Here is a 23,124-nt window from a genome sequence, read left to right as displayed (position 1 = left end):
ATCCTGCCTGTTTCTATCATACAGGGAGCAGTTTTTACGAGTAATATTCGTTTATGATACGCTTATCTTATTTTATAATAAGATCATTACGAACTCGCTTAACATCACCTACACTTGCAGCAATCACCCCTGCTCTCTGCTTAATCTCTACATCATCAACAAAACCACTTAATTGAACTTCCTCTTTGTAAGTTTTTACTTTAATTGCAAATCCTTTTGTTCCCAGATTATCCAGCAATTTTGCTTTAACCTTACCTGTGACTGCTGTGCTGTCAAGATACTCTCCAGTACTTTCACGTTGGGGAGTCGCAGCACAGGCAATGATGACCAGAGCAAAAGCCGACATGGCTATTAGTCTCAACGTTCTCAAAATGATTGCTCCCTTTTTATTAAATCGATCCAAAGACTAACATATCGTAATAAGCGAGTCATATACAAATATCACATGACAGGCCCCAAAATAACAAACCCATCAAACCTCGTTGCCGTTTTTGCGCAACAGGCTTGATGGGTCAAAAAGCTTAATGGTCTTACTTCGCTTTAATTTCTGCTTTCAATTGATTAGCCAGATAAGGGAAAACCTCGATGATTGTTCTAACGGCTGGATAACCTGTATAAACCCGATAGCCACTCAAGGTATCAATGCTTAAAAACATATCGTAATGACAATAACCATAATAATAGAGAGAAATTCGATGAGGAGCATCATAGGGGGGAATATTGAATCGCAACCATTCACCATCATCAAATTCACCATAAACTTGCACAATATCATAGCTGCGGTTTATGATTTCAATCTCACATGGACCTGGCCAGGTAACACTTTTTTGCGTACGCTTTACTTCCGTACTGTGTGCTTTGGGATGCTCATGCTGGTTGTTTGCAAACGCAGAAGCAAATAAGCTCATGAAGCAAAGAAACAGGAATGACTTAAGTTTCATAGATGATCCTTAGCATAAATTGGAAGCTGAATGTTAACAAAGTAATTAATTTAGTCAACAAGATTTTTATCTGCCTATTGCCCGCCTCCGGACTATACCGAAAAATTATTTATGTTATACTGCTCGCAGCCCTGTTTTTTAAGGTTTTTAAGCGTGTTTTTCATGGCTTTAATGATTTAAAATCGTCCACCAACACGCCGTTCTCGTGCGATGATTATAGCTTCAAGTGAATGGGATAAACTTGCGAAATGAATAAGATGAAAAAACGCATGATCATAATGATCATCGCTCTAATCATTATTTTTGGTGGAATTGTTGGCTTCAACCTGTTTAAAGCCTATATGATGAAACGGTTTTTTGCCCACTATGAACCTCCTGCCGTAACCGTATCATCGGTTACGGCCACAGAACGCGCCTGGGAGCCAACGATGGCTGCCGTAGGAAATTTCGTCGCAATTAATGGTGTTGACGTAAATTCCGAAGCCTCCGGAAACGTGGTTGCCATTCATTTTGATTCAGGTCAATTTATTGAAAAGGATAAACCATTAATTGATATTGACGATACAGTCGATCAAGCCACATTAAAATTTAATCAATCTGAACTCACACTTCAAGAAATCAACTTTAAGCGACAGGAAGATTTGTTCAAACGAGGCGCTACACCAAGTTCCAACGTTGATGCCGCCAGAGCCAAGTTAGTACAAGCACAAGCCGACGTAGAAAAAACACAAGCCATTATTCGCCAAAAACACATTGCGGCACCATTTTCCGGACAATTAGGGATCCGGCAAGTTAATCTTGGGCAATACATCACGCCAGGACAAACAGCCATCGTCACCTTACAATCCATGGATCCTCTTTTTCTGGAATTTTATCTGCCTGAGAATTTATTAAAACATCTTCATCTGAATCAAAAAATTACCTTTTCTGTAGAACAAAATCCTGGATTACTGTTTGAAGGCAAGATAACCGCTATAAACTCGAAAGTGGATATTAATACCCATAACATTTTAGTGCAGGCAACGGTGCCCAACTGTCCCAGTAAAGAACTTGCCAATCCTGTTCATTCTTCGCTGATCACCGCCAAAAAGCAAAAATACAACGATAAATTGGTCATTACTTGTGACAGCAAGATAAATACGGATCATAAGATCGTTGAATTCAACTTTATTCCTGGTATGTTTGCAGCGATAGAAGTCGAACAGCCCAAAATACCCAAGGTGGTTGTATTACCGACAACAGCCATTTCATATAGTCTTTACGGGAACTCTGTATACATCATCGAAAAAGATAAAGAAGATAAAAAGGATCAGGATGGAAAAGACATTCTACGGGTAAAACGCGTGTTTGTTACCACGGGAGATCAACAAGGTAACTATACCGTCATTAAGAATGGTGTCAAAGCTGGCGACATTGTGGTCAGTTCAGGCGAGCTAAAGTTGCAAAATGACACCCGAGTTGTCATCAATAATGATGTGATATTAAAAGACACCGTCGATCTTAATGCATTAGGTGAGTAGCTGAACGACCCGATTTATCAGGATAACCAATGAAATTTACTGATTTATTTATCAAACGCCCTGTGCTCGCTACGGTAATCAGCCTATTGATTCTCCTTTTTGGCATTAGTTCTATGACTCGCATGCAGGTGCGCCAATACCCTCGCATGGATAATACGGTGATCACCGTAACAACCGCCTATCCTGGTGCTGATGCCAATTTAATTGCCGGTTTTATTACCACACCACTCGAGTCAGCCGTCGCCAGTGCTGAAGGCATTGATTACATGACGTCTTCAAGCACACAAGGCGTTAGCACCATTACTTTAAACATCAAACTGAACTTTGATCCGCAAGTCGCTTTTACCGATGTGATGAGTAAGGTGCAGCAAACGTTGAATCAGTTGCCTCCTGAATCACAGCAACCTGTCATTATCAAAAGCTCTGATACCTCGACAGCACTGCTCTACATTAGCCTTGACAGCGTTGATATGACTCCTCAACAAATTACCGACTATGCCATTCGTGTTGTCCAGCCGCAATTAGAAACCGTTGATGGTGTAGCAACGGCAGAAATCTTAGGAGGACAAACCTACTCGATGCGAGTATTTCTTGACCCCATCAAAATGGCAGCACTCAAAGTGGCTCCGGCGGATGTCTTCCAGGTACTAGCCAATAACAACTTTTTAACCGCTGCCGGGAACACAAAAGGTGAATACGTCGCAATCAATATCAGAGCAAAAACAAACCTGAGTAACACAGAAGAGTTTAAACAATTGATTGTCCGTAGCGACAAAAATTCAATCATTCGTTTGAAAGATGTTGCCAAGGTTGAATTAGGGTCGCAAAATTATGATTCATCCGTTACCTTCGATGGCAAAAAAGCGGTGTTCATTGGCATTACCCCAACGCCATCGGCAAACCCATTATCCGTTATACAAGATGTGCGCAAACAATTTCCTGCCATTCAAAAACAATTTCCTCCTTCATTAACAGGCACCATTGTCTACGACGCCACTGAATTTATCAGAGCTTCTATTCACGAGGTAGTCGCTACCATTGTTGAAGCGGCACTCATTGTAATCGTCGTCATTTTCTTGTTTCTCGGTTCTGTGCGTTCTGTATTAATTCCTATTGTCACAATTCCTTTATCGTTGATTGGTGTTTGTACGTTAATGATGTTTTTAGGATATTCCATTAATCTCCTCACGCTGCTTGCCTTTGTTCTCGCCATTGGTCTTGTCGTTGATGATGCGATCGTTGTCGTAGAAAATATTCATCGTCATATTGAAGAAGGAAAAACGCCCTTTGAAGCCGCCCTTATCGGAGCACGCGAAATTGCTACCCCGGTGATTGCAATGACCATTACCCTTGCGGCCGTTTATGCACCCATTGGCTTTATGCAAGGACTTACTGGTGCTTTATTTAAGGAATTTGCTTTTACGTTGGCCTGTGCCGTTATCATTTCAGGCGTTATTGCACTTACCTTATCACCCATGATGTGTTCCAAAATACTTTCGGCTGAAATAAACAGCGGGCGATTTGTTAGATTTCTTGATGATTTTTTTAGCCGCTTAAAAATTCGCTATCAAAAAGCCTTACATAGTCTGCTCGATACTCGGGCAATCATCTTGTTGTTTGCTGCGGTAGTTTTATTGATGTTACCTTATTTATACACAAAAACTGCCGCAGAAACCGCCCCCGAAGAAGATCAGGGATTTTTCTTTGTCGTTGGTACTGCCCCTCAATACGCTACATTAAATTATGTGGAAGCCTTTACAAAATCCTTCGAAAAAATTTATCAAAGCTTTCCGGAAACAGCGCATTACTTCAATATCAATTCAAACGCTCCTGTTTCAGGAATGGTATTAAAACCATGGGATCAACGTCAAAGCCAATTTGCCATGAAAGCACCTTTACAAAATAAGCTGGATGAGATAGCTGGATTAAAAACATTTGCCGTCATTCCTCCACCTTTACCTGGTGGAGGAGGTGGTACGCCAATTCAGTTTGTTATTAAAACAACCAATGATTTTCAAAGTTTATATGAAGTCTCTAATAAACTTCTGGATAAAGCAAAAGACAGCGGTTTGTTTATCTATCTTGATAATAGTCTAAGATTTAATCAGCCTGAAATTGAATTGGAAATCAACCGATCTAAAGCGGCCGATTTGGGATTGGACATGCAAACCATTGGCAGTAGTTTAGCCAGCGCTCTTTCAGGTGGGTACGTTAACTTTTTTGATTTGCAAGGCCGCAGTTATCAAGTCATTCCACAACTCGACCGACGATTTCGCCTAACCACTGAACAATTAGGTAATATTTATGTTCGCACGGCAAGTGGTACCATGGTGCCCCTTTCAACCGTGGTCAGCCCTCTTGCAAGAACTCAACCAAATGCCCTGGCTCATTTCCAGCAAATGAACTCAGCTACTATTCAAGGGGTCATGATGCCTGGAGTCACCATGGGGCAAGGATTAAATTTTTTGCAGCAAGAAGCCGCTAAAAATTTACCCAAAGGATTTGATTATGATTATGGTGGACAATCTCGACAATTCATTCAGGAAGGAAACACCTTGATTGTTGCCTTCTTCTTGGCAATCATTGTTATTTTTCTCGTTCTTTCAGCACAATATGAAAGTTTCCGTGACCCTTTGATTATCTTAATCAGTGTTCCCATGTCCATTTGCGGGGCATTAATACCCCTGAATTTAGGTGCAGCCAGTATTAATATCTATACTCAAGTTGGTTTGATCACATTAATCGGCTTAATCAGTAAACATGGCATTTTAATTGTTGATTTTGCCAATCACCTGCAACGAGAAAAAAATCTTGACAAGAGAGCGGCTGTTGAGGAATCTGCAGGCATTCGTTTGCGACCTATTTTAATGACTACGGCCGCCATGGTGTTTGGTGTCGTTCCATTACTTATCGCATCAGGCGCTGGCGCAGTCAGCCGTTTTGATATCGGTTTGGTTATTTCCGCAGGCTTATTAATTGGCACTTGTTTCACGCTTTTTGTGGTTCCCACCATGTATACCTATCTGGCCGCCGATCATCGCCATGATTTTGAAAATCCCGATAACAACCAATCCCAAAACATTCCATCAACTTCTCTTTAAAAGCTCAATCTTCTACACATCTCTGAAAACCCAGTCCAGCTCTACTCTCCGACATCCCGCTGGCAGAGATGTGATCAAGAGACAGCTTTATAAAGAGAGAACTTCTGCAAATGCAAAACCTAATAAAAGCCGCATTTTCACTCGCGAGGGGTATATGTTAAAATTTGCGCTTTTCAGTAATACAGGTTTAGCCATGGACAAGACTTATTCCCCACAAACCATAGAGCAAGCATGCTATAAACGATGGGAAAGCCGCCACTATTTTGCACCACGGGGTGAAGGCAAACATTTTTGCATCATGTTACCCCCCCCCAATGTGACTGGCAGTTTACACATGGGACATGGTTTCCAACACACCTTAATCGATACCTTAATACGATATCAACGTATGATGGGCGCCCGCACTTTATGGCAACCGGGAACCGATCACGCCGGAATATCCACCCAGCTCATTGTCGAAGGACAACTCGACCAACAAGGCTTATCACGCAAAGATATGTCACGTGAGCAATTTCTTCAGCGTGTCTGGCAATGGAAAGAAGAATCAGGCGACACTATTACCCGCCAAATGAGGCGAATTGGATCATCCGTAGACTGGACACGACAACGTTTCACCATGGATGAAGGATTATCTGCTGCCGTGCAAAAGGTATTTGTGCAACTCTACGATGAAGGACTCATTTATCGTGGTACCCGTCTGGTTAACTGGGATCCTAAATTAGGCACGGCCATCTCTGACCTGGAAGTTATTTCAGAAGAAGAAGATGGGTTACTGTGGCATATACGCTATCCTTTAGTCGACTCAAACGAATCGCTGGTTATTGCCACCACTCGCCCAGAAACACTTTTGGGTGACACCGCTGTTGCTGTACATCCCGATGATCCAAGACATCAGCATCTCATTGGTAAATACGTTCATCTGCCTTTATGCGACCGCACCATACCAATCATTGCTGACGAGTATGTCGAACCGGAATTTGGCAGTGGCTGTGTCAAAATAACGCCAGCACATGACTTCAATGATCATGAAATAGGAAAACGGCACCAACTTCCTGTACTCAATATATTAACCAAAAAGGCAACAATTAATAAAAATGCTCCAGTCAAATACCAAGGCATGGATCGGTTTGTTGCCCGTGAACAAATCATCAACGACCTGGAACAACTTGGCTTATTGGTCAAAATCGAACCCCATAAATTAAAAGTGCCTCGCGGTGAAAAATCCAACGTCATCATTGAACCCTTATTGACCGATCAATGGTATGTTAAAACCAAACCACTGGCACAGCCAGCCATTGAAGTCGTTAAAAAAGGAGAAATCCGTTTTATTCCTGAAAATTGGACTAAAACTTATTTCCAATGGATGGAAAACATTGAAGACTGGTGCATTAGCCGCCAACTATGGTGGGGACATCGCATTCCAGCCTGGTATGACAATCAGGGGCATGTCTATGTTGGTTACAGCGAAAATGATGTTCGTTTTAAACATAAGCTTGACCCAACCGTCTCTTTAAAACAGGACGAAGATGTACTCGATACCTGGTTTTCATCGGCTCTTTGGCCATTTTCAAGCTTGGGATGGCCAGAACGTACCCCTGAATTTGAACAATTTTACCCAACCTCTGTTTTATTCACAGGATTTGACATTATTTTCTTCTGGGTTGCCCGCATGATTATGATGGGTCTTAAATTCACTGGTAAAATTCCTTTTAAAGACGTGATTATTACAGGCTTGGTATGCGACAGTGATGGCAAAAAAATGTCGAAATCCAAAGGAAATGTGCTTGATCCCATCGATATTATCGATGGCATTGATTTAAATGATTTAATTGCCAAAAGAACCGCCAATCTGATGCTTGGCTCCGTTCGGGATAAAATTGCAAAAACCACAAGAAAGCAATTTCCTGATGGAATTGCGGCTTTCGGCACTGATGCATTGCGCTTTACCTTTTGTTCCTTGGCATCCACCGCACGCACGGTACGCTTTGATATGAATCGTGTAGAGGGTTATCGCAATTTCTGTAATAAGTTATGGAATGCCTCACGCTATGTATTATTAAATGCCAGTGAAGATCAAGCCGATTTTGGTGATGGAGCATTTCAATACAGTCCAGCTGATCAATGGATCCTATCGCGCTTGCAGCATGTCAAATCCATCTGCAACCATTATTTTGAAACTTACCGTTTTGACTTACTTGCTAACACACTTTACGAATTTGTATGGCATGAATACTGTGATTGGTATCTGGAATTATCAAAACCGGTTCTCTATGATGAAGAAGCACTCGCCCCCATGAAACGTGGGACACGACGTACCTTGATCCACGTGCTTGATCAAATACTTAAATTACTTCATCCGATTATACCGTTTATCACTGAAGAAATCTGGCTGCGTATTACCAAACTAACCAGTGAAAATGGTGAAACCATCATGCTAAGCCGCTATCCACAGATGGAAGAAGAGTTAATCAATGAAACGATTGAGGAAGAAATTGACTGGGTAAAAAAAATCATCCAATCTGTGCGTACGATACGCAGTGAAATGGCTATTAGTCCAGCCAAACTTATTCCACTAACTCTTCGGCATGTGACACCAGAACTACAAAAAAGAGTTAAAAAGTACTCAGCCATTTTAATAGCCCTGGCCAAATTAACAAAAATAAATACAATAAAACAGGATATACAAGTCTCTGCTTCAGCATCAGCCATCGTGGGTGATATGGAATTACTCATCCCAATGGCGGGTCTCATTGATAAAGAGGCTGAACTAAACCGTCTTGAAAAAGAAATTGCCAAATTGAATAAAGAGATTGCCTTTGCTGAAAGTAAGCTCAGTAATGCAAAATTTATAGATAAAGCACCGCCGGAAATCATCACCAAAGAAAAGGAAAAACTGACTCAATGCCAACTTACTCGAGAAAAATTATTAACTCATCGGACAACCATAGAGGCATTGTAAATGCTACTCTTCCTCCCTTTTTTAAAATCCTAACCTCCCTTTATGCAAGGGAGGAATTTAAGAGGTCGATCAGGCTGGACAGTAGCCTTTTACGCATGACACACACGACGTTCTATCCAAGCAGCAAGCAATACGGTTGATAAGACTCCCAATACCACACCATATGCATGCCAGCCTGACCCAACAAGCTTTAAAGCATCAGGACTATGAACAATAGAAAAAGGAATCGCCAGCAACACATCAATCAATGCCGATCCAGCCACCAGACCACACGCAATCAATGTGCCGACCTGCTTACGCTTATTTTCATTTTCCTTTTCCATGCCTTTCTTATGTAAGCGCCAATTGACAATCATGGCAATCACCCCCCCTAAAAACAATGGAAAAGAAGAAGCGAGAGGAAGATACATGCCAATGGCAACCCCTAAAATCGAAAGATGAATCCATCGCTGCAATTTTAGGAGGCGCTCAAGAACAAGAATCATAATAATAATTGCCGCACCGATTAGCATCATCATCCAAGGCAATGTATTGCGAAATACAGCTTCTGTCACGGCTGCAAGCAGTGCTGCCGTTGGTGCAGGCAACGTTTGACTGATATCCATTCCCTCATGAGGAATAACACCAGCAATACCATAAACGTTAAACAAAAGTTGCATCACAGGAGGAATGATTAACGCAGAAATCAAAACGCCTAACAGCAACATCAATTGTTGTTTCCAAGGTGTTGCGCCAACCAATTGGCCAACTTTCAAATCCTGAGTATTATCATTGGCAATCGCAGCAATTCCTGTAACTACAGAACCAATGATGATGGTAATTGCTTCAGCTGCCATGAGTTGCTCATCACTCAGCGGAAAAGGCACAACTAACTTAAGGACACTCAAAAGCAACCAGGCGGCAAATAAAATTCCAGCAATCACCACAGAGCTTCCGGGACTCGCCGTCACTCCTACCATGCCAGAAAAATAAGCAGTAATGACGGAAAAAAGAAAACCGATAATAAGGACATACAGAACCATCGCAAAGACCAAGGTCGGAGAAAAATCACCATCCAATCCAGCCTGGGCTAAAGGAAAAACAACCTGAAAGAAAAGAAATAATACAGCGGCCATAATCAATACACCAATGAGAATAAATGGTATAGGAATATCCCGATCAGTCCGCGGTAATTGCAATTCGGCATGATTTTTACTTACAAAGCACTGCAACGAGTTTCTTATGTTATGAAGCAACGGTTTTATTAATTTAATAAATGTCCATACACCAGCAAACAGCATGGCACCAATTCCCATATACCGCATTTCACTATTCCATAGAAATTGTGCCGCTTTATCCGCTGGATAATGGATTAAAAATTCCGGATAAAATTGACTAACGATAGGCAGGGCAACCATCCAGGAAATAATCGCACCTAAAAATATGCTGAGCGCCATGTGATGACCAACTAGATAACCGGCACCTATCATGGTTGCTGAAAAACCTGCTCCAAATCCAAAAATTGAACGTTTAGCAACAAACCAATAGCTCCAGCTATTCGCCAGAATCTTAAAACCAACTTGTAAGAGTTCCAGTATACCGCCAATGACACCCCCCCAGACAATATCTCGAATCCCTATCTTATCCATGGATGTTTTTAATACTTCGGCGATGGCTCGCCCTTCTGGAAACCGTAATGCCTTTTCATTCACAAGAATTCGGCGTAATGGAATAGAAAACAACACACCAAGCACCCCACCACTGGCTGCTATAAAAAAATTGGTCAAGTAATCAAAATGATGCCAATAGCCGATGATAATTAAAGCTGGAATGGTATAAACAATACCGCCTGCTACCGCTTCACCTGCGGAAGCAGCCGTTTGCACTGCATTGTTTTCAAGAATGGTGGCGTCTTTAAATAAACGCAAAATACCCATGGAAATAATCGCTGCTGGAATAGAGGCAGACGTCAAAATACCCAACTTTAAAGCAAGATAAGCATTAGACATGGCAAGCAATAATGTTAATAGCACAGCCAGCACAATGCTTCGCAAGCTTAATTCCGCAATTTTTTCCTCAGCAGCAACGAAAGGGGATGGATGACTCATTGAGATCCCCAAACAGCTTGTGCTACTTTGCCATTTAATGCATCAGCTAATGCGCTACGAGGCAACTCAACATATTGTGGGCCAACAAAATAAGGTGCCACTTGATAAACATTAAAGACGATAACCAAACCACTGCTAGAGAAATACCAGGTATTAAAATTTTGTTTTTCAGGTTTTGTTCCTTCGTTCACCAAATCATACGTCGGTAATTTTTTCTTCAGGAGTGCTTCTCGACAAAGTTTCGCCAGGCGATTCAGATAATCACTGCCGGGCGTAAACATTTCCTCCAGCTTAACTTGTTTCCCATGAATAAAATTAAAAGTAATCAATGCAGGCGAAGGGTGAGCTGCGCCTCGATGGTAAATAGAAGTATCAAACAGGACACTTAAGGCATCATGACTCTGATAGGGTATTTTATAATCAATGTATAAACTGTTTTTACTGGTAACACTGGCAGGAATGTTGTCTCCCTTGCTGACCATCTTAAGAAAATTATTTTTTCTATTTTTAATGAATGCCGCCACAATTTCATTCACCTGTGTCGACGAAAATTCGTCAGGATAACGGATATTCATGATGTATTCGGGCGTTTCCTGCTGGATCGTTTGTGCTTCTGGAGGCACTGCAAAAGCTATGTGCGTGGTTAAACTTAACAACAACCCAACCAGAAAAAATTTCCGCTGCATGTTTAATTCCTCATAGGCTGACTACAAAAATACTTTCATCCGTTTTAAGAATCTGTCTTCAGAGTTTAGCTATGCAAACAGGTTCTAAATAAAACCATCCCTTCACGAAGGATTCTGCCATTGACCCGCGATCATCGTATCGTGCGTAAATGGATAACCAAACTGGTAACATAATTGTTCAGATTCACAAACTGACCAACGAATCAAATCTGCCCGCTTTCCTGCTTCTAATGATCCAGTTTCCTCAGACAGTCCTAATGCCCTTGCTGCTTGATAAGTCACCGCACTCCAAACCTCAAGTATTGTCAGTGAAAAAAATTGACAGGCCATATTCATCATCAGCAAAAGAGACGTCGTCGGTGAGGAGCCGGGATTGCAATCCGTCGCAATGGCCATGCCTACTCCGGCCCGCCGTAATAATTCAACCGGAGGCTTGCGAGTTTCACGTAAAAAATAGTAAGCACCTGGCAGCAAGACGGCTACCATATTAGCGTTTGCCATGGCTGCAATACCCGCCTCATCCAGATGTTCTAAATGGTCAGAAGACAATGCACCATACTGGGCCGCAAGTGCTGTAGCACCCATGTTTGATAATTGCTCGGCGTGGCACTTGACACGTAATCCCAATTCTTGCGCTCGACGGAACAGTTGTTCCGTTTGTACTAATGAAAAAGCAATGGATTCGCAAAATACATCCACCGCATCAGCAAGTCCTGCTTCAACCACAGTTGGTAATACCTCTTGACACAAATAATCCACATAATCCTGGCTTCTGCCATGGTATTCTGGCGGTATGGCATGGGCTCCCAGAAACGTCGTTAAGACTCGTATCCCGGTTATTTTTTCCAGTTTTTTTGCAACCCGCAGCATTTTTAATTCACTATCCAGATCGAGCCCATATCCAGATTTTATTTCCACGGTAGTCACTCCTTCAGCACCCAGTGCCTGAATTCGTGGCAGTGACTGCTGCAACAACACCTCTTCGGAAACCGCCCGCGTCTGTTTTACCGTGGATAAAATACCTCCGCCGCTTTGGGCAATTTCTGCATAAGTCACCCCCTCCAGCCGTTTTTTAAATTCATCAGCCCTGTTACCTGCATAAACGAGATGGGTATGACAATCAATGAGTCCTGGCGTAATGAGTTTCCCTTGACACTGCTCTGTTTTTATCGCCTGTTTAAGATAGTGCTGTGGCAATTGACTTAATGGGCCAGACCAAAGAATGCGGCCGTTTGCTATGGCAATGGCTTGTCCTTTATGCTGCCTGCCATGTCTATCCACCATGGTTGCATCCTGTAATAATAAATCACATCCAGTCATCACTCATTCGTCCCAGGTCGGCACTGTATGTGGAGGAATCAGCCAATCTGTATGATGCGCCGTATCATAGATATCCCACTCCTGGGAAACATAACGATTGTCATCCATACCCAATAGCAACCAGCATAAAAAAAGAGCTACCGTTTCTGGCGTAAGCAATTGCCCGCATCGCTTCAAGCGTTTAAAAAACTCCAGTTTCTCTTCTTCCATATGATTTGCACCGCGGATAACACCTTGCATGTCGGTATCGATAATTCCGGGCATAACACTGGCAAACGCTATATGGTCATAGTCTAACTGACTGCACCGAGTCAACATGGACAAAGCCGCTTTCGACACACAATAAGCACTCCAGCCAGCCACCGGGAAATAAGCAGCACCCGACCCAATATGTAATACTCGACCGTTTATCAGGTTTTTCCGTAATGATTGTGTCAAAAACAAAGGGGCTTCCACATTGGTGGCCATCACTTGCCGCCATGCAGATTCCTTCATGTCAGCAATCGGCATAATAGGCTCGATGATTCCGGCATTATGGATAAGTCCTCGGACTTCTGTTTTTATTTGTTCCGTGATGTATTGGCGCCCTTGATGAGTCGACACATCGGCACAAAGATAACGAATGTTCTCATCGAATGAAGCCGTTTCAAGCAAAGGCTGCTCGCGACGGCCAATAACAAGCACAGACTGGCCTCGCTTTGCCAAAGCCTGCGCAAGTGCCCGACCAATTCCGCTTCCGCCTCCAGTTATGATATACACCGCGGCTCCAATTAAAAATTTAGAACAGCGCAGATGATAGCAGACATCACCCTACTTGGCACGACTTTGCTGGAGACATTGCCATCCATTTTACCATTGCCCTATTCTTAGAACCATGATGGCGGCTGATATCAATCAAATTGAGATGACAGAATCGCCGCTTATGAGTATGCTTACTTTGGTTATTACTGACAAAGTCAAAAAATGACTGGGAAAATTGAAGGAGAATAAGATGCTGCCTGACCTTCCTGATTACACTCCCCCTACACCATCCCTTTGGCAAGGAAGAAAAGACAGTCTTTCTGGTGAACGTTATTTTCAACAAGCACACTGCATCAACTTACTCTCTGAGTCAATGGCGCCTACAAAACAATCCGTCATTTTAGGGTTTTGTAGTGACGAAGGAATCAAACGCAACTTAGGCCGAATCGGTGCAAAAACAGGACCAAATGCCATACGCGAGCAATTAGGCAAACTCGCGTGCCACCATCAGCGGCAGATTTTTGATATTGGCAATATTACCTGCCCGGATAGCAATCTTGAAAAAGCACAACATCAATTTGCTGCTTTAATGGATCATTGTCATCAGCAAGGACATACAACCCTAGCATTCGGTGGAGGGCATGAAATAGCCTGGCCTCATTTTCTTGGCTTGGTTTCTCATTATCCTAAAATGGGTATTATTAATTTCGATGCCCATTTTGATTTGCGCCCTCCTCAACATGGATTAGGCACTTCAGGAACTCCTTTCTGGCAAATTAAAGACCATTGCCAACAAAACAACCTGTCTTTTGATTATTGTTGTCTTGGCATTCAATCGACAGCAAACACCAAAAGTCTTTTTGAACGGGCCAAAGAGTGGAATGTGTCTTATTTAACCGCCGAACAAATTCATAACGAAAGTGTTGCTTGGCAAATGGCATTTCTTGATGATTTTATGTTACGTCATGAATACCTGTATTTATCGATTTGCCTTGATGTGTTTGCAGAATGTTTTGCCCCAGGTGTTAGTGCGCCACAGCCAATGGGGTTAAATCCATGGCAAGCCCTGCCCCTGTTGAAATATATCAAACAAAGTGGCAAAGTGATAAGCCTTGATGTTGCTGAACTATCACCACCACTGGATCAAGGCCAAAAAACTGCGCGTTTGGCAGCGATTCTGTTGGCTGAATTATTAAATTTAACTGATGAAGGAACTTACGCATGAATAAAACCATCCTCTGTTCGGCTCTGGCCGCAATCCTTGGTTTCCCTGCCTATGCCGATAACACAGCACCTAATACGTCGACCTCAAGCATGCAAGCCTTACAAACACTGCCAAATACGGAGGATACCGCCACACCACAAGCATCAACGGTCATAAATTGTGAGTATCATATCCCTGCAGATAAAACGGATATTGACCCAGAACTTATTAAATCATGGGCAGAAAAAGCGACCGTGCAATCGTTTGATTTCAATTCTCCTGCGCTTGATCAAGAATTAGAAAAACTCAAAGCTTGCTTTACCGAACAAGGCTGGCAAGGTTTTCATACCGCACTCGAGCAATCAGGAAATATTAATGCCATTAAGACACAAAAATTGAGTGTTAGTAGTCAAGTTGATGGAGAAATAAAAATCAACCCTGTTAAAGAAAATCAATGGAAAGTAACGGTACCGCTGCAGGTGGTCTATCAGAATGACAAGCAAAAGCTGACACAACTTCTTTCTGTTGATGTTTTAATTGGTCGAAAAGTATCTGGGGATCTTGGCATCATGCAAATGATCGCAACACCCAGGTTACCTAACAATCAAGCAAACAAACCCGCCGCTGCAGATAGCAAACAACCCGAAACCTCGCAGGCAAAAGAACAAACCCAGACTGAAAATGAGAAACCAACATCACCTACTGAGCAACAGTAGTGCTTTTGTTATTACTTCATCCTTTTTACAAAGGACTTTTATCTAGAGTTTGTGTGTGACCGGCCCATAGGTAACGAAAGAGACCGGTCACATAGGGGCTTTTGTGGCTGCGTCATGACTTAGAGATAACCTCATCTTTATCACCATCCTCATCTTCATAGGACAAAACAGTAACCTGCGTGCCTATATCAATGAACTCCTCATTCAACCATTTTGCCGCACTGGGTAATACACGGACGCATCCATGACTCGAATTGTATGGTGGTACCTCGTAGGCTGCATGAATCGTAAAACCACGATAAAAATACATGCAATAAGGCATTTTTGCCCCACCCTCCGTTTGCACAGGATATTCTCCAGACTTACAGTCAATTCCGCGTTTATTATAGACTCGGAAATTGCCTGTTACGGTGCGGCAGGGCTTTTTTATATCTTCACAAAACTCTTTCCCTCCAGAAGCACTTCCGGTCATCACACGATGCCCTTCTGCATCGTAAGCAGCCCAAGCAGCAGCCTTCGGGTCAAAGACAAATTGTTTTTTACCAGTCCCTTTTATTTCCTGAGGGAAATAATTTCTCCCGCGATAATCTCTTAAATAATGCTTGGTATGATGAACCATGCCGTTATCATCAGTAATATAGGTTGATTCATCAAATTCAACACACCCCGTCAACGCCAAGGACATTGATAAACCAAACAATAAAGACTTATTCATAAGAAAAAGACCTCTAATCTAAAAGATGGATTTCAAACTGTTATTCTGCGGTATTTAATTCTTGACGGCCTATTCGCTTTGTCCCCTAAACGTCGCTTCCTATCTTCTTCATAATCACGATAACCGCCTTCAATAAATATCACCTGGGAATCACCTTCAAACGCAATAAGATGGGTGCAGATCCTATCTAAAAACCAGCGATCATGGGAAACAACGACCGCACAACCCGGAAAACTTAAAATGGCGTCTTCCAATGCCCTTAGTGTCTCCACATCCAAATCGTTGCTAGGCTCATCAAGAAGTAATACGTTACCGCCGCACTTGAGCAATTTGGCCAAGTGCACTCGATTGCGCTCGCCTCCTGACAGTTGCGACATCTTCTTTTGCTGATCTGGCCCCTTAAAGTTAAAGCGACCAACATACGCACGAGAAGGCATCTGAAAAGCACCGACCTGAATAATGTCATGTCCATCGGTAATTTCTTCCCAGACCGTTTTGTGATCATCCAAGTGATCACGCATCTGATCGACATAAGCAAGATGTACTGTCTCACCAATACGGATTTCACCCGTATCCGGTTCTAATTGACCGGTAATCATTTTCAAAAATGTCGATTTACCAGCACCATTAGGACCGATGACGCCCAATACGCCTCCTTTTGGCAAATGGAAATTAAAATCATCAAACAGTAACCGATCACCAAACGCTTTACAGATATTATTTCCCTCTAGAACCAAATCACCCAAACGCTCGCCAGGGGGAATGTATAATTCATTCGTTTCATTACGTTTCTGAAATTCTTTTGAATTTAATTCTTCAAAGCGGGCCAATCTTGCTTTATTCTTGGCATGGCGACCTTTAGGAGAAGTGCGAACCCACTCAAGCTCCGCTTTAATTGCACGCTGATGCGATGCCTGTTGCTTTTGCTCAGCTTCAAGCCGTGCAGTTTTTTGTTCAAGCCAAGCCGTATAATTCCCTTTATAAGGAATTCCCTCACCGCGATCCAATTCCAGTATCCACTCGGCCGCATTATCGAGAAAGTAGCGATCATGCGTGACTGCAACCACGGTGCCAGGAAATTCTTCAAGATAACGTTCGAGCCAGGCAACGCTTTCAGCATCCAAATGGTTGGTTGGCTCATCAAGCAATAACATATCTGGATTGGATAACAACAAACGGCATAAAGCAACACGGCGTCGTTCTCCGCCAGAAAGTACATGAATTGGCGTTTCCCAATCAGGCAATCGTAGTGCATCAGAAGCAATTTCCAATTGGCGATCAAGATCCCAACCGCTGCCAATTTCAATAGCATGCTGAAGGTCACCCTGTTCAGCAAGCAAAGTGGTCATTTCATCATCGGTCATTGGTTCAGCAAAACGCATGCTAATGGCATCAAATTGCGCCAGCAGATTTTTCATGTCAACCACTGCTTCTTCCACAACCTGCCGTACGGTTTTTTCCAAATCAATGTCAGGCTCCTGGGCAAGGTATCCGATTTTAATGCCTGGTTGTGCTCTTGCTTCTCCTTCATATTGCTTATCAACACCGGCCATAATGCGCAGCAACGTAGACTTTCCAGAACCGTTTAAACCCAATACGCCAATCTTTGCTCCAGGCAAAAAGCTCAAGGAAATATCCTTGAGAATGAACCGTTGATTTTCAACAATTTTACTGACTCGGTTCATGGTGAAAATATATTGCGACATAACAACCTCATTGACTGCAAATGATCTGATAAATCTACGACCAATCTAAAATGACTTTACCCGACTGCCCAGATGCCATAATTTGAAATGCATGTTGGAACTCTGCAACCGGGAAATGATGAGTAATCACCGGTGAAATATCCAAGCCGCTTTGCAACATTGCTATCATCTTGTACCAGGTCTCAAACATTTCACGACCATAAATTCCTTTAACAATCAATCCCTTGAAAATGACTTGATTCCAGTCGATGGGTGTTTCCTGTGGAGGAATACCCAACATAGCAATGCGCCCGCCATGATTCATTGCTTTTACCATATCATTTAAGGCCATCGGATTTCCGGACATTTCCAGGCCAATGTCAAATCCTTCCGTCATCCCCAATTCCTCCATAGCCTCACGGATGGATTGGTACTTCACGTTAATGGCCCGGCTTACCCCCATTTTTTGTGCTAATTCCAACCGATGATCATTGACATCAGTAATAACAACATGCCTGGCACCGATATGGCGGACAATGGCCGCAGCCATAATACCAATAGGACCTGCGCCAGTGATCAATACGTCTTCCCCTACGACATTGAATGCTAAAGCACAATGAGTCGCATTTCCTAAAGGGTCAAGAATAGCCGCCTCATCCGCTGAAATATTATCAGGTAATACCAGGACATTGCTGGCGGGCAAGGCGAGAAATTCTGCGAAGCTGCCTGGACGATTCACACCAACACCCAAGGTATTACGGCATAAATGACGTTTCCCCGCACGGCAATTCCGACATAACCCACAGGTAATATGACCTTCCCCTGAAACACGCTGACCCGGTTTAAGCCCTTTAACCTCGCGGCCAACCTCAACGATTTCACCATAAAACTCATGACCTACTGTCATTGGGACAGGAATCGTAGCCTGCGCCCAGTCATCCCATGAGTAAATATGAATATCAGTGCCACAGATGGCCGTTTTTTTTATTTTTATTAAAACATCATTCACTCCATAGTCAGGCACTGGGATATCTTCCATCCAAATGCCTTGTTCACGTTTCGCTTTGACTAATGATTTCATTGTTTTCCTCTAAATAACTTTGAGTTCCCGACCCACTTTTTCAAATGCAGATAAAGCTCTATCCAAATGATGAAGTTCATGGGCTGCAGACATTTGGGTTCTTATCCGTGCCATCCCCTTGGGCACCACAGGGAATGAAAAACCAACGACATAAATGCCTTCCATCAATAATTTTTCTGCCATTTGATTTGCAAGAATTGCATCGCCAAGCATGACAGGAATAATAGCATGTTCACCAGGAATCAAGGTAAAACCTGCTTTGGTTAATCCTTCGCGAAAATATTGACTGTTGCGCTTCAGTTTTTTTATTAAATCATTATTACGTTGCAACAGATCAAGAACCGCAATGGACGTATGGGCAATCACCGGAGCCAATGTATTGGAAAAAAGATAAGGTCTGGAACGCTGTCGCAGCCACTCCACAATGACTGCATTTGCCGCAGTATAGCCGCCAGAAGCACCACCAAGCGCTTTCCCCAAGGTACCTGTCAAAATATCAATGTCATTAACCACGCCGAAATGCTCAGGCGTGCCGCAGCCGGTTTCCCCAACAAATCCCACGGCATGAGAATCATCAACCATCACCATCGCCTGATATTTTTTTGCCAACTCACAAATGGCGGGTAAATTAGCCAAAATACCATCCATTGAAAACACACCATCGGTAGCAATCAAGCGAAAACGCGCGTCTTTGGCAGCAATTAATTGCGCCTCTAAGTCTTTCATATCATTATTGGCATAACGAAATCGTCTTGCCTTGCATAATCTTACACCATCAATAATGCTAGCATGATTTAATGCATCACTAATGATAGCATCTTCAGGACCTAATAACGTTTCGAACAAACCTGTATTTGCGTCGAAACAGGAAGAATATAAGATGGCATCTTCCTTGCCGAGAAAAGAACTAATTTTTTTTTCAAGTGTTTTGTGAGGCGTCTGTGTACCACATATAAACCGTACTGAAGCCATCCCATAGCCATATTGAGCCAAGGCCTTCTGACCTTCGGCAATTAACTCGGGATGATTGGCAAGTCCCAGATAATTATTGGCACATAAATTGATGACTTCCTCATTGTTTACTTTAACTTCGGCTTGTTGCTGGCCACGGATGACTCGCTCTGTCTTGAATAAACCTTCTTGCTTAATTTTGTCCAACTCGGTGTGCAAAAATTCAATAAAACGATCATCCACGACAGCCTCCTCTAGATCGAATAAATTTGGCGATGATAACAAATCTTAGACAATTTCACTATGGAAAATAAATTGATACCTTAAGTTTGATTGAGTTAGCACCTTACTTCAATTCTTGCTAAAATCACGCCAACGTTTTAACCTAAATCATTAACTGAGCGGTGGACCTTTCATGAGTACTCAAATTGAATGCATTAACATGATCAAGCAGCAATTACGTACGGGCGATGTGCTTGATGAATCCATTCTGAAACTTTACGAAACGGTATCCCGGGACGACTTTGTACCTAACGAATTGAAGCATTTCGCTTATTCAGACATGCAAATTAATCTTCCTCATGGCCAACGCATGATGACGCCTCTGGAAGAAGCCCAATTATTACAAGCCTTATCACTGGATGGCAATGAGACAGTACTGGAAGTGGGTACCGGCACAGGTTTTCTAACAGCGCTGTTAAGCCGTTTGGCCAAGCAAGTGATTAGTCTTGATTATTTTGCCGATTTCACCGCAAGCGCCCGGCGCAAATTAGCGGACCATCACTGTACGAATGTCGAATTAATCACAGGCGATGCTTGTCGCGGCTGGCTTGATAAAGCACCTTATGATGTTATGGTATTTACCGGCGCGCTTGATTCTCTGACGGAAACACATCGTCTTCAACTGTTACCTGAAGGTAGATTATTTGCCATTATTGGTAAACAACCAATCATGCAAGGGCTACTGTATACCTTAGGGCATGATAATCAGTGGCAGGAACAATTAATTTTTGAAACAAACATTCCACCATTAATAAACAAATTAAAACCTAAAGAATTTGTTTTCTAGGACAAGAGTACATGAAAAAAATGCTTTCGTGTTTGTTATTGAGCATCAGCCATCTATCTGGAATACAAGCAGCAGATTTGATGGATGTCTATCGCCAGGCAGTAGAAAACGATCCAACGTTTAAAGCAGCCTATAGCACGTTTATGTCAAACACCGAAACAATACCACAGGCTCGTGCCTCGCTTTTACCTCAATTAACTGCCACGGCCCAGGTCAGCCGCAATGTTATCAACGTCACGGCTGGTGTCATATCTTCAGAACAAACTTATAACAGCCAGCAATGGCAACTGTCGGCAACACAGGCTATCTTCAATTATCAGGCGTGGGCAAAAGTCCAACAGGCGAAAGCCTCCGTTAAAGCCTCGCTTGCAACCTTTAATGATGCGGCTCAGAATTTGATTCTACGCACTGCGAAAGCTTATTTTGATGTCTTATTTGCCAAAGACACCCTTGATTTTGCCGAAGCCAAATTACGAGCAAACAAACGACAGTTAGAGCAAGCTCAACAACGTTTTAATGTAGGATTAGACGCTATTACTTCTGTCTATGAAGCCAAAGCCGCTTATGATCAATCCATTGCAGAAGTGATTTCTGCCAAAAATAATCAAGTCAATCAAAATGAAAATCTGCGGAAATTAACCAATTATGTGTATGAACAATTATCACCACTACGGGATAGTCGAGTTCCCCTCATTAAACCGGATCCGGATGACGTTAATGAATGGGTAGCGACCGGTTTAAAGCAAAATTACAAACTATTATCGTCCAAATATAGCTTGCAAGCCGCCCGCGAAAATATCAAAGCACAAACGTCCGGCAATTGGCCCGTCTTTTCAATTCAAGGAAATACCAGTCGTACCTCTAATAGTGGCGGCGCAAGTAATTTCTTTGTTCCTCAAAATCAACAAACATCCAATGTGGCTTTAGCCGTAAATTTTCCCTTCTACCAAGGAGGATTGGTTGAAGCACAAACCCGGCAAGCTCAATATGATTTTCAAACCGCCAGCGAACAGCTAGAGCAAACTTACCGTGACACGGCAGTTAACAGTCAAATCGCTTTTAACACCATTGTTGATGGCATCAGTAAAGTCAAAGCCGATCGCCAGACCATCATCTCCCAGCAGAATTCTTTAGAAAGTACCGAAGCCCAATTTCAGGTCGGTACCCGAACCATGGTTGACGTGGTGACAGCCCAGCAACGTCTGTTTGAAGCACAAGAACAATTGGCACGCGATCAATATAACTTGATTAATGCCATTTTAAATTTAAAATACCTGGCCGGTTCATTGAATGTTGACGATCTAGCCGAAATAAATTCCTGGTTGGCAACCACTCGCGTCAACCGTTTTCCACCGCAAGAACAGGCGATGACTGCAAGATAATGATTAAAAAACATTTAATTTACGCCATAAACCAGGATTATGCGTAAACAAAAGCACATGGGTAAACTCACTAGGTTTTAACGATGACGTCTTCTTTTTCCACGATTGAAAAAAAATTATTACACTATACAGGCAAAGCAATTGCTGACTTTAATATGATTCAGCGTGGCGATCGAGTCATGCTTTGTTTGTCTGGCGGTAAAGATTCATTTACCTTATTAACGCTTCTACATACATTACGTATTCGTTCAAACCATAAATTTGAATTGTTTTCATTCACCCTGGATCAAGCCCAACCGGGATGGAATGACGGTCTTCTACGCAAGTGGCTGGAAGAAAAAGACATTCCCCACGACATATTAACCCGCGACACATACAGCATTGTCAAAGAAAAAATACCGGAAGGCAAAACCTATTGTTCATTATGCTCAAGACTGCGTCGTGGCATCATATACCGCTACGCTGAAGAACATGGATTTAATAAAATAGCACTGGGCCATCACCGCGATGACTTGATTCGCACCCTGATGATGTCCATTTTTTATAATGGCGATATACGCTCAATGCCACCAAAATTACTGAGTGACAACAAAAAACACATGGTCATTCGACCGATGTGTTATGTTCAGGAACGCGACATTATTACTTATGCAAGCAAGCAGAATTTTCCTATCATTCCGTGCAATTTGTGCGGTTCCCAAGAAAATCTGGCCCGTAAACGCGTTGGACGTCTCATTGATCAACTTGCTGAAGAAAATCCGAAAGTCCCAAGCAATATTCTGCATGCGTTACAGAGCATCAAACCCAGCCAATTAATGGATCAGGATTTATGGAATTTTAAGACGCTGGAAAAAGAACTTGTAAACAGCAACGCAGAACAAGATGCGGTAACGTTTGCTTCCGATGAGTATTAGTTTGCAAAATCTACCGCTTATTATCAATAATACACAAATCACACAAATGGTT

18 protein-coding genes are annotated in these 23,124 nt (G+C 42.5%); 8 read left to right on the top strand and 10 right to left on the bottom strand.

The annotated features are described in order from the left end of the window. Positions 1-67: 67 nt before the first annotated feature. Positions 68-346 (bottom strand): BON domain-containing protein, encoded by a 279-nt coding sequence (locus E1O52_RS01835; protein WP_423202700.1) that lies wholly within the window; start codon positions 344-346, stop codon positions 68-70. A gap of 184 nt (positions 347-530) precedes the next feature. Then, positions 531-941 carry a hypothetical protein gene (locus E1O52_RS01830; RefSeq protein WP_133127012.1) on the bottom strand — a complete coding sequence of 137 codons (411 nt, stop codon included), beginning with the start codon at positions 939-941 and terminating at the stop codon, positions 531-533. Between the two features lie 257 nt (positions 942-1,198). Between E1O52_RS01830 and E1O52_RS01825 the strand changes: the two genes are divergently transcribed. From E1O52_RS01825 to E1O52_RS01815, 3 genes are all read left to right on the top strand, one after another. After that, positions 1,199-2,461, top strand: a complete 1,263-nt coding sequence (locus tag E1O52_RS01825; RefSeq protein WP_133127198.1) for an efflux RND transporter periplasmic adaptor subunit — start codon at positions 1,199-1,201, stop codon at positions 2,459-2,461. Positions 2,462-2,490: 29 nt separating this feature from the next. Continuing rightward, complete coding sequence (locus tag E1O52_RS01820) at positions 2,491-5,562, top strand: efflux RND transporter permease subunit (RefSeq protein ID WP_133127011.1); 3,072 nt, start codon at positions 2,491-2,493, stop codon at positions 5,560-5,562. A gap of 193 nt (positions 5,563-5,755) precedes the next feature. Then, a complete protein-coding gene (locus E1O52_RS01815) occupies positions 5,756-8,521 on the top strand; it encodes a valine--tRNA ligase (protein WP_133127197.1) in 2,766 nt (921 codons plus the stop codon). 89 nt (positions 8,522-8,610) lie between these two features. Here E1O52_RS01815 and E1O52_RS01810 read toward each other — a convergent pair whose 3' ends face one another. The 4 genes from E1O52_RS01810 to E1O52_RS01795 all read right to left on the bottom strand — a co-directional run bounded on the left by E1O52_RS01810 (position 8,611) and on the right by E1O52_RS01795 (position 13,373). After that, positions 8,611-10,608 carry an OPT family oligopeptide transporter gene (locus tag E1O52_RS01810; RefSeq protein ID WP_133127010.1) on the bottom strand — a complete coding sequence of 666 codons (1,998 nt, stop codon included), beginning with the start codon at positions 10,606-10,608 and terminating at the stop codon, positions 8,611-8,613. Beyond that, positions 10,605-11,294: a DUF3298 and DUF4163 domain-containing protein gene (locus E1O52_RS01805; protein ID WP_133127009.1), complete on the bottom strand. Its 690-nt coding sequence runs from the start codon at positions 11,292-11,294 to the stop codon at positions 10,605-10,607. Before E1O52_RS01805 ends, E1O52_RS01810 begins: the two co-directional genes overlap by 4 nt. A gap of 102 nt (positions 11,295-11,396) precedes the next feature. Next, the gene (gene hutI, locus E1O52_RS01800; protein ID WP_133127008.1) at positions 11,397-12,614 is read right to left on the bottom strand and encodes an imidazolonepropionase; all 1,218 of its coding nucleotides are present in this window, start codon (positions 12,612-12,614) and stop codon (positions 11,397-11,399) included. Between the two features lie 3 nt (positions 12,615-12,617). Then, positions 12,618-13,373: an SDR family NAD(P)-dependent oxidoreductase gene (locus E1O52_RS01795; RefSeq protein WP_133127007.1), complete on the bottom strand. Its 756-nt coding sequence runs from the start codon at positions 13,371-13,373 to the stop codon at positions 12,618-12,620. Positions 13,374-13,605: 232 nt separating this feature from the next. On the opposite strand from E1O52_RS01795, the gene hutG reads away from it, so the two are divergent. Together hutG and E1O52_RS01785 are read left to right on the top strand one after the other, a co-directional pair. Further along, positions 13,606-14,580: a formimidoylglutamase gene (gene hutG, locus E1O52_RS01790; RefSeq protein ID WP_133127006.1), complete on the top strand. Its 975-nt coding sequence runs from the start codon at positions 13,606-13,608 to the stop codon at positions 14,578-14,580. Next, on the top strand, positions 14,577-15,275 hold the full coding sequence (locus tag E1O52_RS01785) for a DotI/IcmL family type IV secretion protein (protein ID WP_133127005.1): 699 nt from the start codon (positions 14,577-14,579) through the stop codon (positions 15,273-15,275). Before hutG ends, E1O52_RS01785 begins: the two co-directional genes overlap by 4 nt. Before the next feature lie 112 nt (positions 15,276-15,387). On the opposite strand, the gene E1O52_RS01780 is transcribed toward E1O52_RS01785, so the two are convergent. From E1O52_RS01780 to E1O52_RS01765, 4 genes are read right to left on the bottom strand one after another with little or no spacing between them, the layout of a single operon-like run. After that, positions 15,388-15,990: a L,D-transpeptidase gene (locus E1O52_RS01780; protein WP_133127004.1), complete on the bottom strand. Its 603-nt coding sequence runs from the start codon at positions 15,988-15,990 to the stop codon at positions 15,388-15,390. 32 nt (positions 15,991-16,022) lie between these two features. Further along, positions 16,023-17,696: an energy-dependent translational throttle protein EttA gene (gene ettA / locus E1O52_RS01775; protein ID WP_133127003.1), complete on the bottom strand. Its 1,674-nt coding sequence runs from the start codon at positions 17,694-17,696 to the stop codon at positions 16,023-16,025. Positions 17,697-17,730: 34 nt separating this feature from the next. Continuing rightward, complete coding sequence (tdh, locus tag E1O52_RS01770) at positions 17,731-18,756, bottom strand: L-threonine 3-dehydrogenase (RefSeq protein ID WP_133127002.1); 1,026 nt, start codon at positions 18,754-18,756, stop codon at positions 17,731-17,733. Between the two features lie 9 nt (positions 18,757-18,765). Then, positions 18,766-19,950, bottom strand: a complete 1,185-nt coding sequence (locus E1O52_RS01765; protein WP_133127001.1) for a glycine C-acetyltransferase — start codon at positions 19,948-19,950, stop codon at positions 18,766-18,768. 172 nt (positions 19,951-20,122) lie between these two features. Here E1O52_RS01765 and E1O52_RS01760 point away from each other — a divergent pair, with 172 nt between their 5' ends. The 3 genes from E1O52_RS01760 (at position 20,123) to ttcA (ending at position 23,072) form a co-directional block, all read left to right on the top strand. Next, positions 20,123-20,776: a protein-L-isoaspartate O-methyltransferase family protein gene (locus E1O52_RS01760; protein ID WP_133127000.1), complete on the top strand. Its 654-nt coding sequence runs from the start codon at positions 20,123-20,125 to the stop codon at positions 20,774-20,776. Between the two features lie 11 nt (positions 20,777-20,787). Further along, entirely contained in the window at positions 20,788-22,158 is a 1,371-nt protein-coding gene (locus E1O52_RS01755; protein ID WP_133126999.1) for a TolC family outer membrane protein, read from the top strand. A gap of 83 nt (positions 22,159-22,241) precedes the next feature. After that, complete coding sequence (gene ttcA / locus E1O52_RS01750; RefSeq protein ID WP_133126998.1) at positions 22,242-23,072, top strand: tRNA 2-thiocytidine(32) synthetase TtcA; 831 nt, start codon at positions 22,242-22,244, stop codon at positions 23,070-23,072. The last annotated feature ends 52 nt before the right edge of the window (positions 23,073-23,124 follow it).

The sequence above is a fragment of the Legionella nagasakiensis genome (genome assembly GCF_900639915.1).
In the GTDB taxonomy this organism is placed as follows: domain Bacteria; phylum Pseudomonadota; class Gammaproteobacteria; order Legionellales; family Legionellaceae; genus Legionella_A; species Legionella_A nagasakiensis.
The sequence above is the reverse complement of the archived record's forward strand: the minus strand, read 5'-3'. Positions and strand labels throughout refer to the sequence as shown.

Coding starts and splice junctions, on each gene's coding strand:
- E1O52_RS01835 (WP_423202700.1), bottom strand. CDS start 346: ATGTCGGCTTTTGCTCTGGTCATCATTGCCTGTGCTGCGACTCCCCAA.
- E1O52_RS01830 (WP_133127012.1), bottom strand. CDS start 941: ATGAAACTTAAGTCATTCCTGTTTCTTTGCTTCATGAGCTTATTTGCT.
- E1O52_RS01825 (WP_133127198.1), top strand. CDS start 1,199: ATGAAAAAACGCATGATCATAATGATCATCGCTCTAATCATTATTTTT.
- E1O52_RS01820 (WP_133127011.1), top strand. CDS start 2,491: ATGAAATTTACTGATTTATTTATCAAACGCCCTGTGCTCGCTACGGTA.
- E1O52_RS01815 (WP_133127197.1), top strand. CDS start 5,756: ATGGACAAGACTTATTCCCCACAAACCATAGAGCAAGCATGCTATAAA.
- E1O52_RS01810 (WP_133127010.1), bottom strand. CDS start 10,608: ATGAGTCATCCATCCCCTTTCGTTGCTGCTGAGGAAAAAATTGCGGAA.
- E1O52_RS01805 (WP_133127009.1), bottom strand. CDS start 11,294: ATGCAGCGGAAATTTTTTCTGGTTGGGTTGTTGTTAAGTTTAACCACG.
- hutI (WP_133127008.1), bottom strand. CDS start 12,614: ATGACTGGATGTGATTTATTATTACAGGATGCAACCATGGTGGATAGA.
- hutG (WP_133127006.1), top strand. CDS start 13,606: ATGCTGCCTGACCTTCCTGATTACACTCCCCCTACACCATCCCTTTGG.
- E1O52_RS01785 (WP_133127005.1), top strand. CDS start 14,577: ATGAATAAAACCATCCTCTGTTCGGCTCTGGCCGCAATCCTTGGTTTC.
- E1O52_RS01780 (WP_133127004.1), bottom strand. CDS start 15,990: ATGAATAAGTCTTTATTGTTTGGTTTATCAATGTCCTTGGCGTTGACG.
- ettA (WP_133127003.1), bottom strand. CDS start 17,696: ATGTCGCAATATATTTTCACCATGAACCGAGTCAGTAAAATTGTTGAA.
- tdh (WP_133127002.1), bottom strand. CDS start 18,756: ATGAAATCATTAGTCAAAGCGAAACGTGAACAAGGCATTTGGATGGAA.
- E1O52_RS01760 (WP_133127000.1), top strand. CDS start 20,123: ATGAGTACTCAAATTGAATGCATTAACATGATCAAGCAGCAATTACGT.
- E1O52_RS01755 (WP_133126999.1), top strand. CDS start 20,788: ATGAAAAAAATGCTTTCGTGTTTGTTATTGAGCATCAGCCATCTATCT.
- ttcA (WP_133126998.1), top strand. CDS start 22,242: ATGACGTCTTCTTTTTCCACGATTGAAAAAAAATTATTACACTATACA.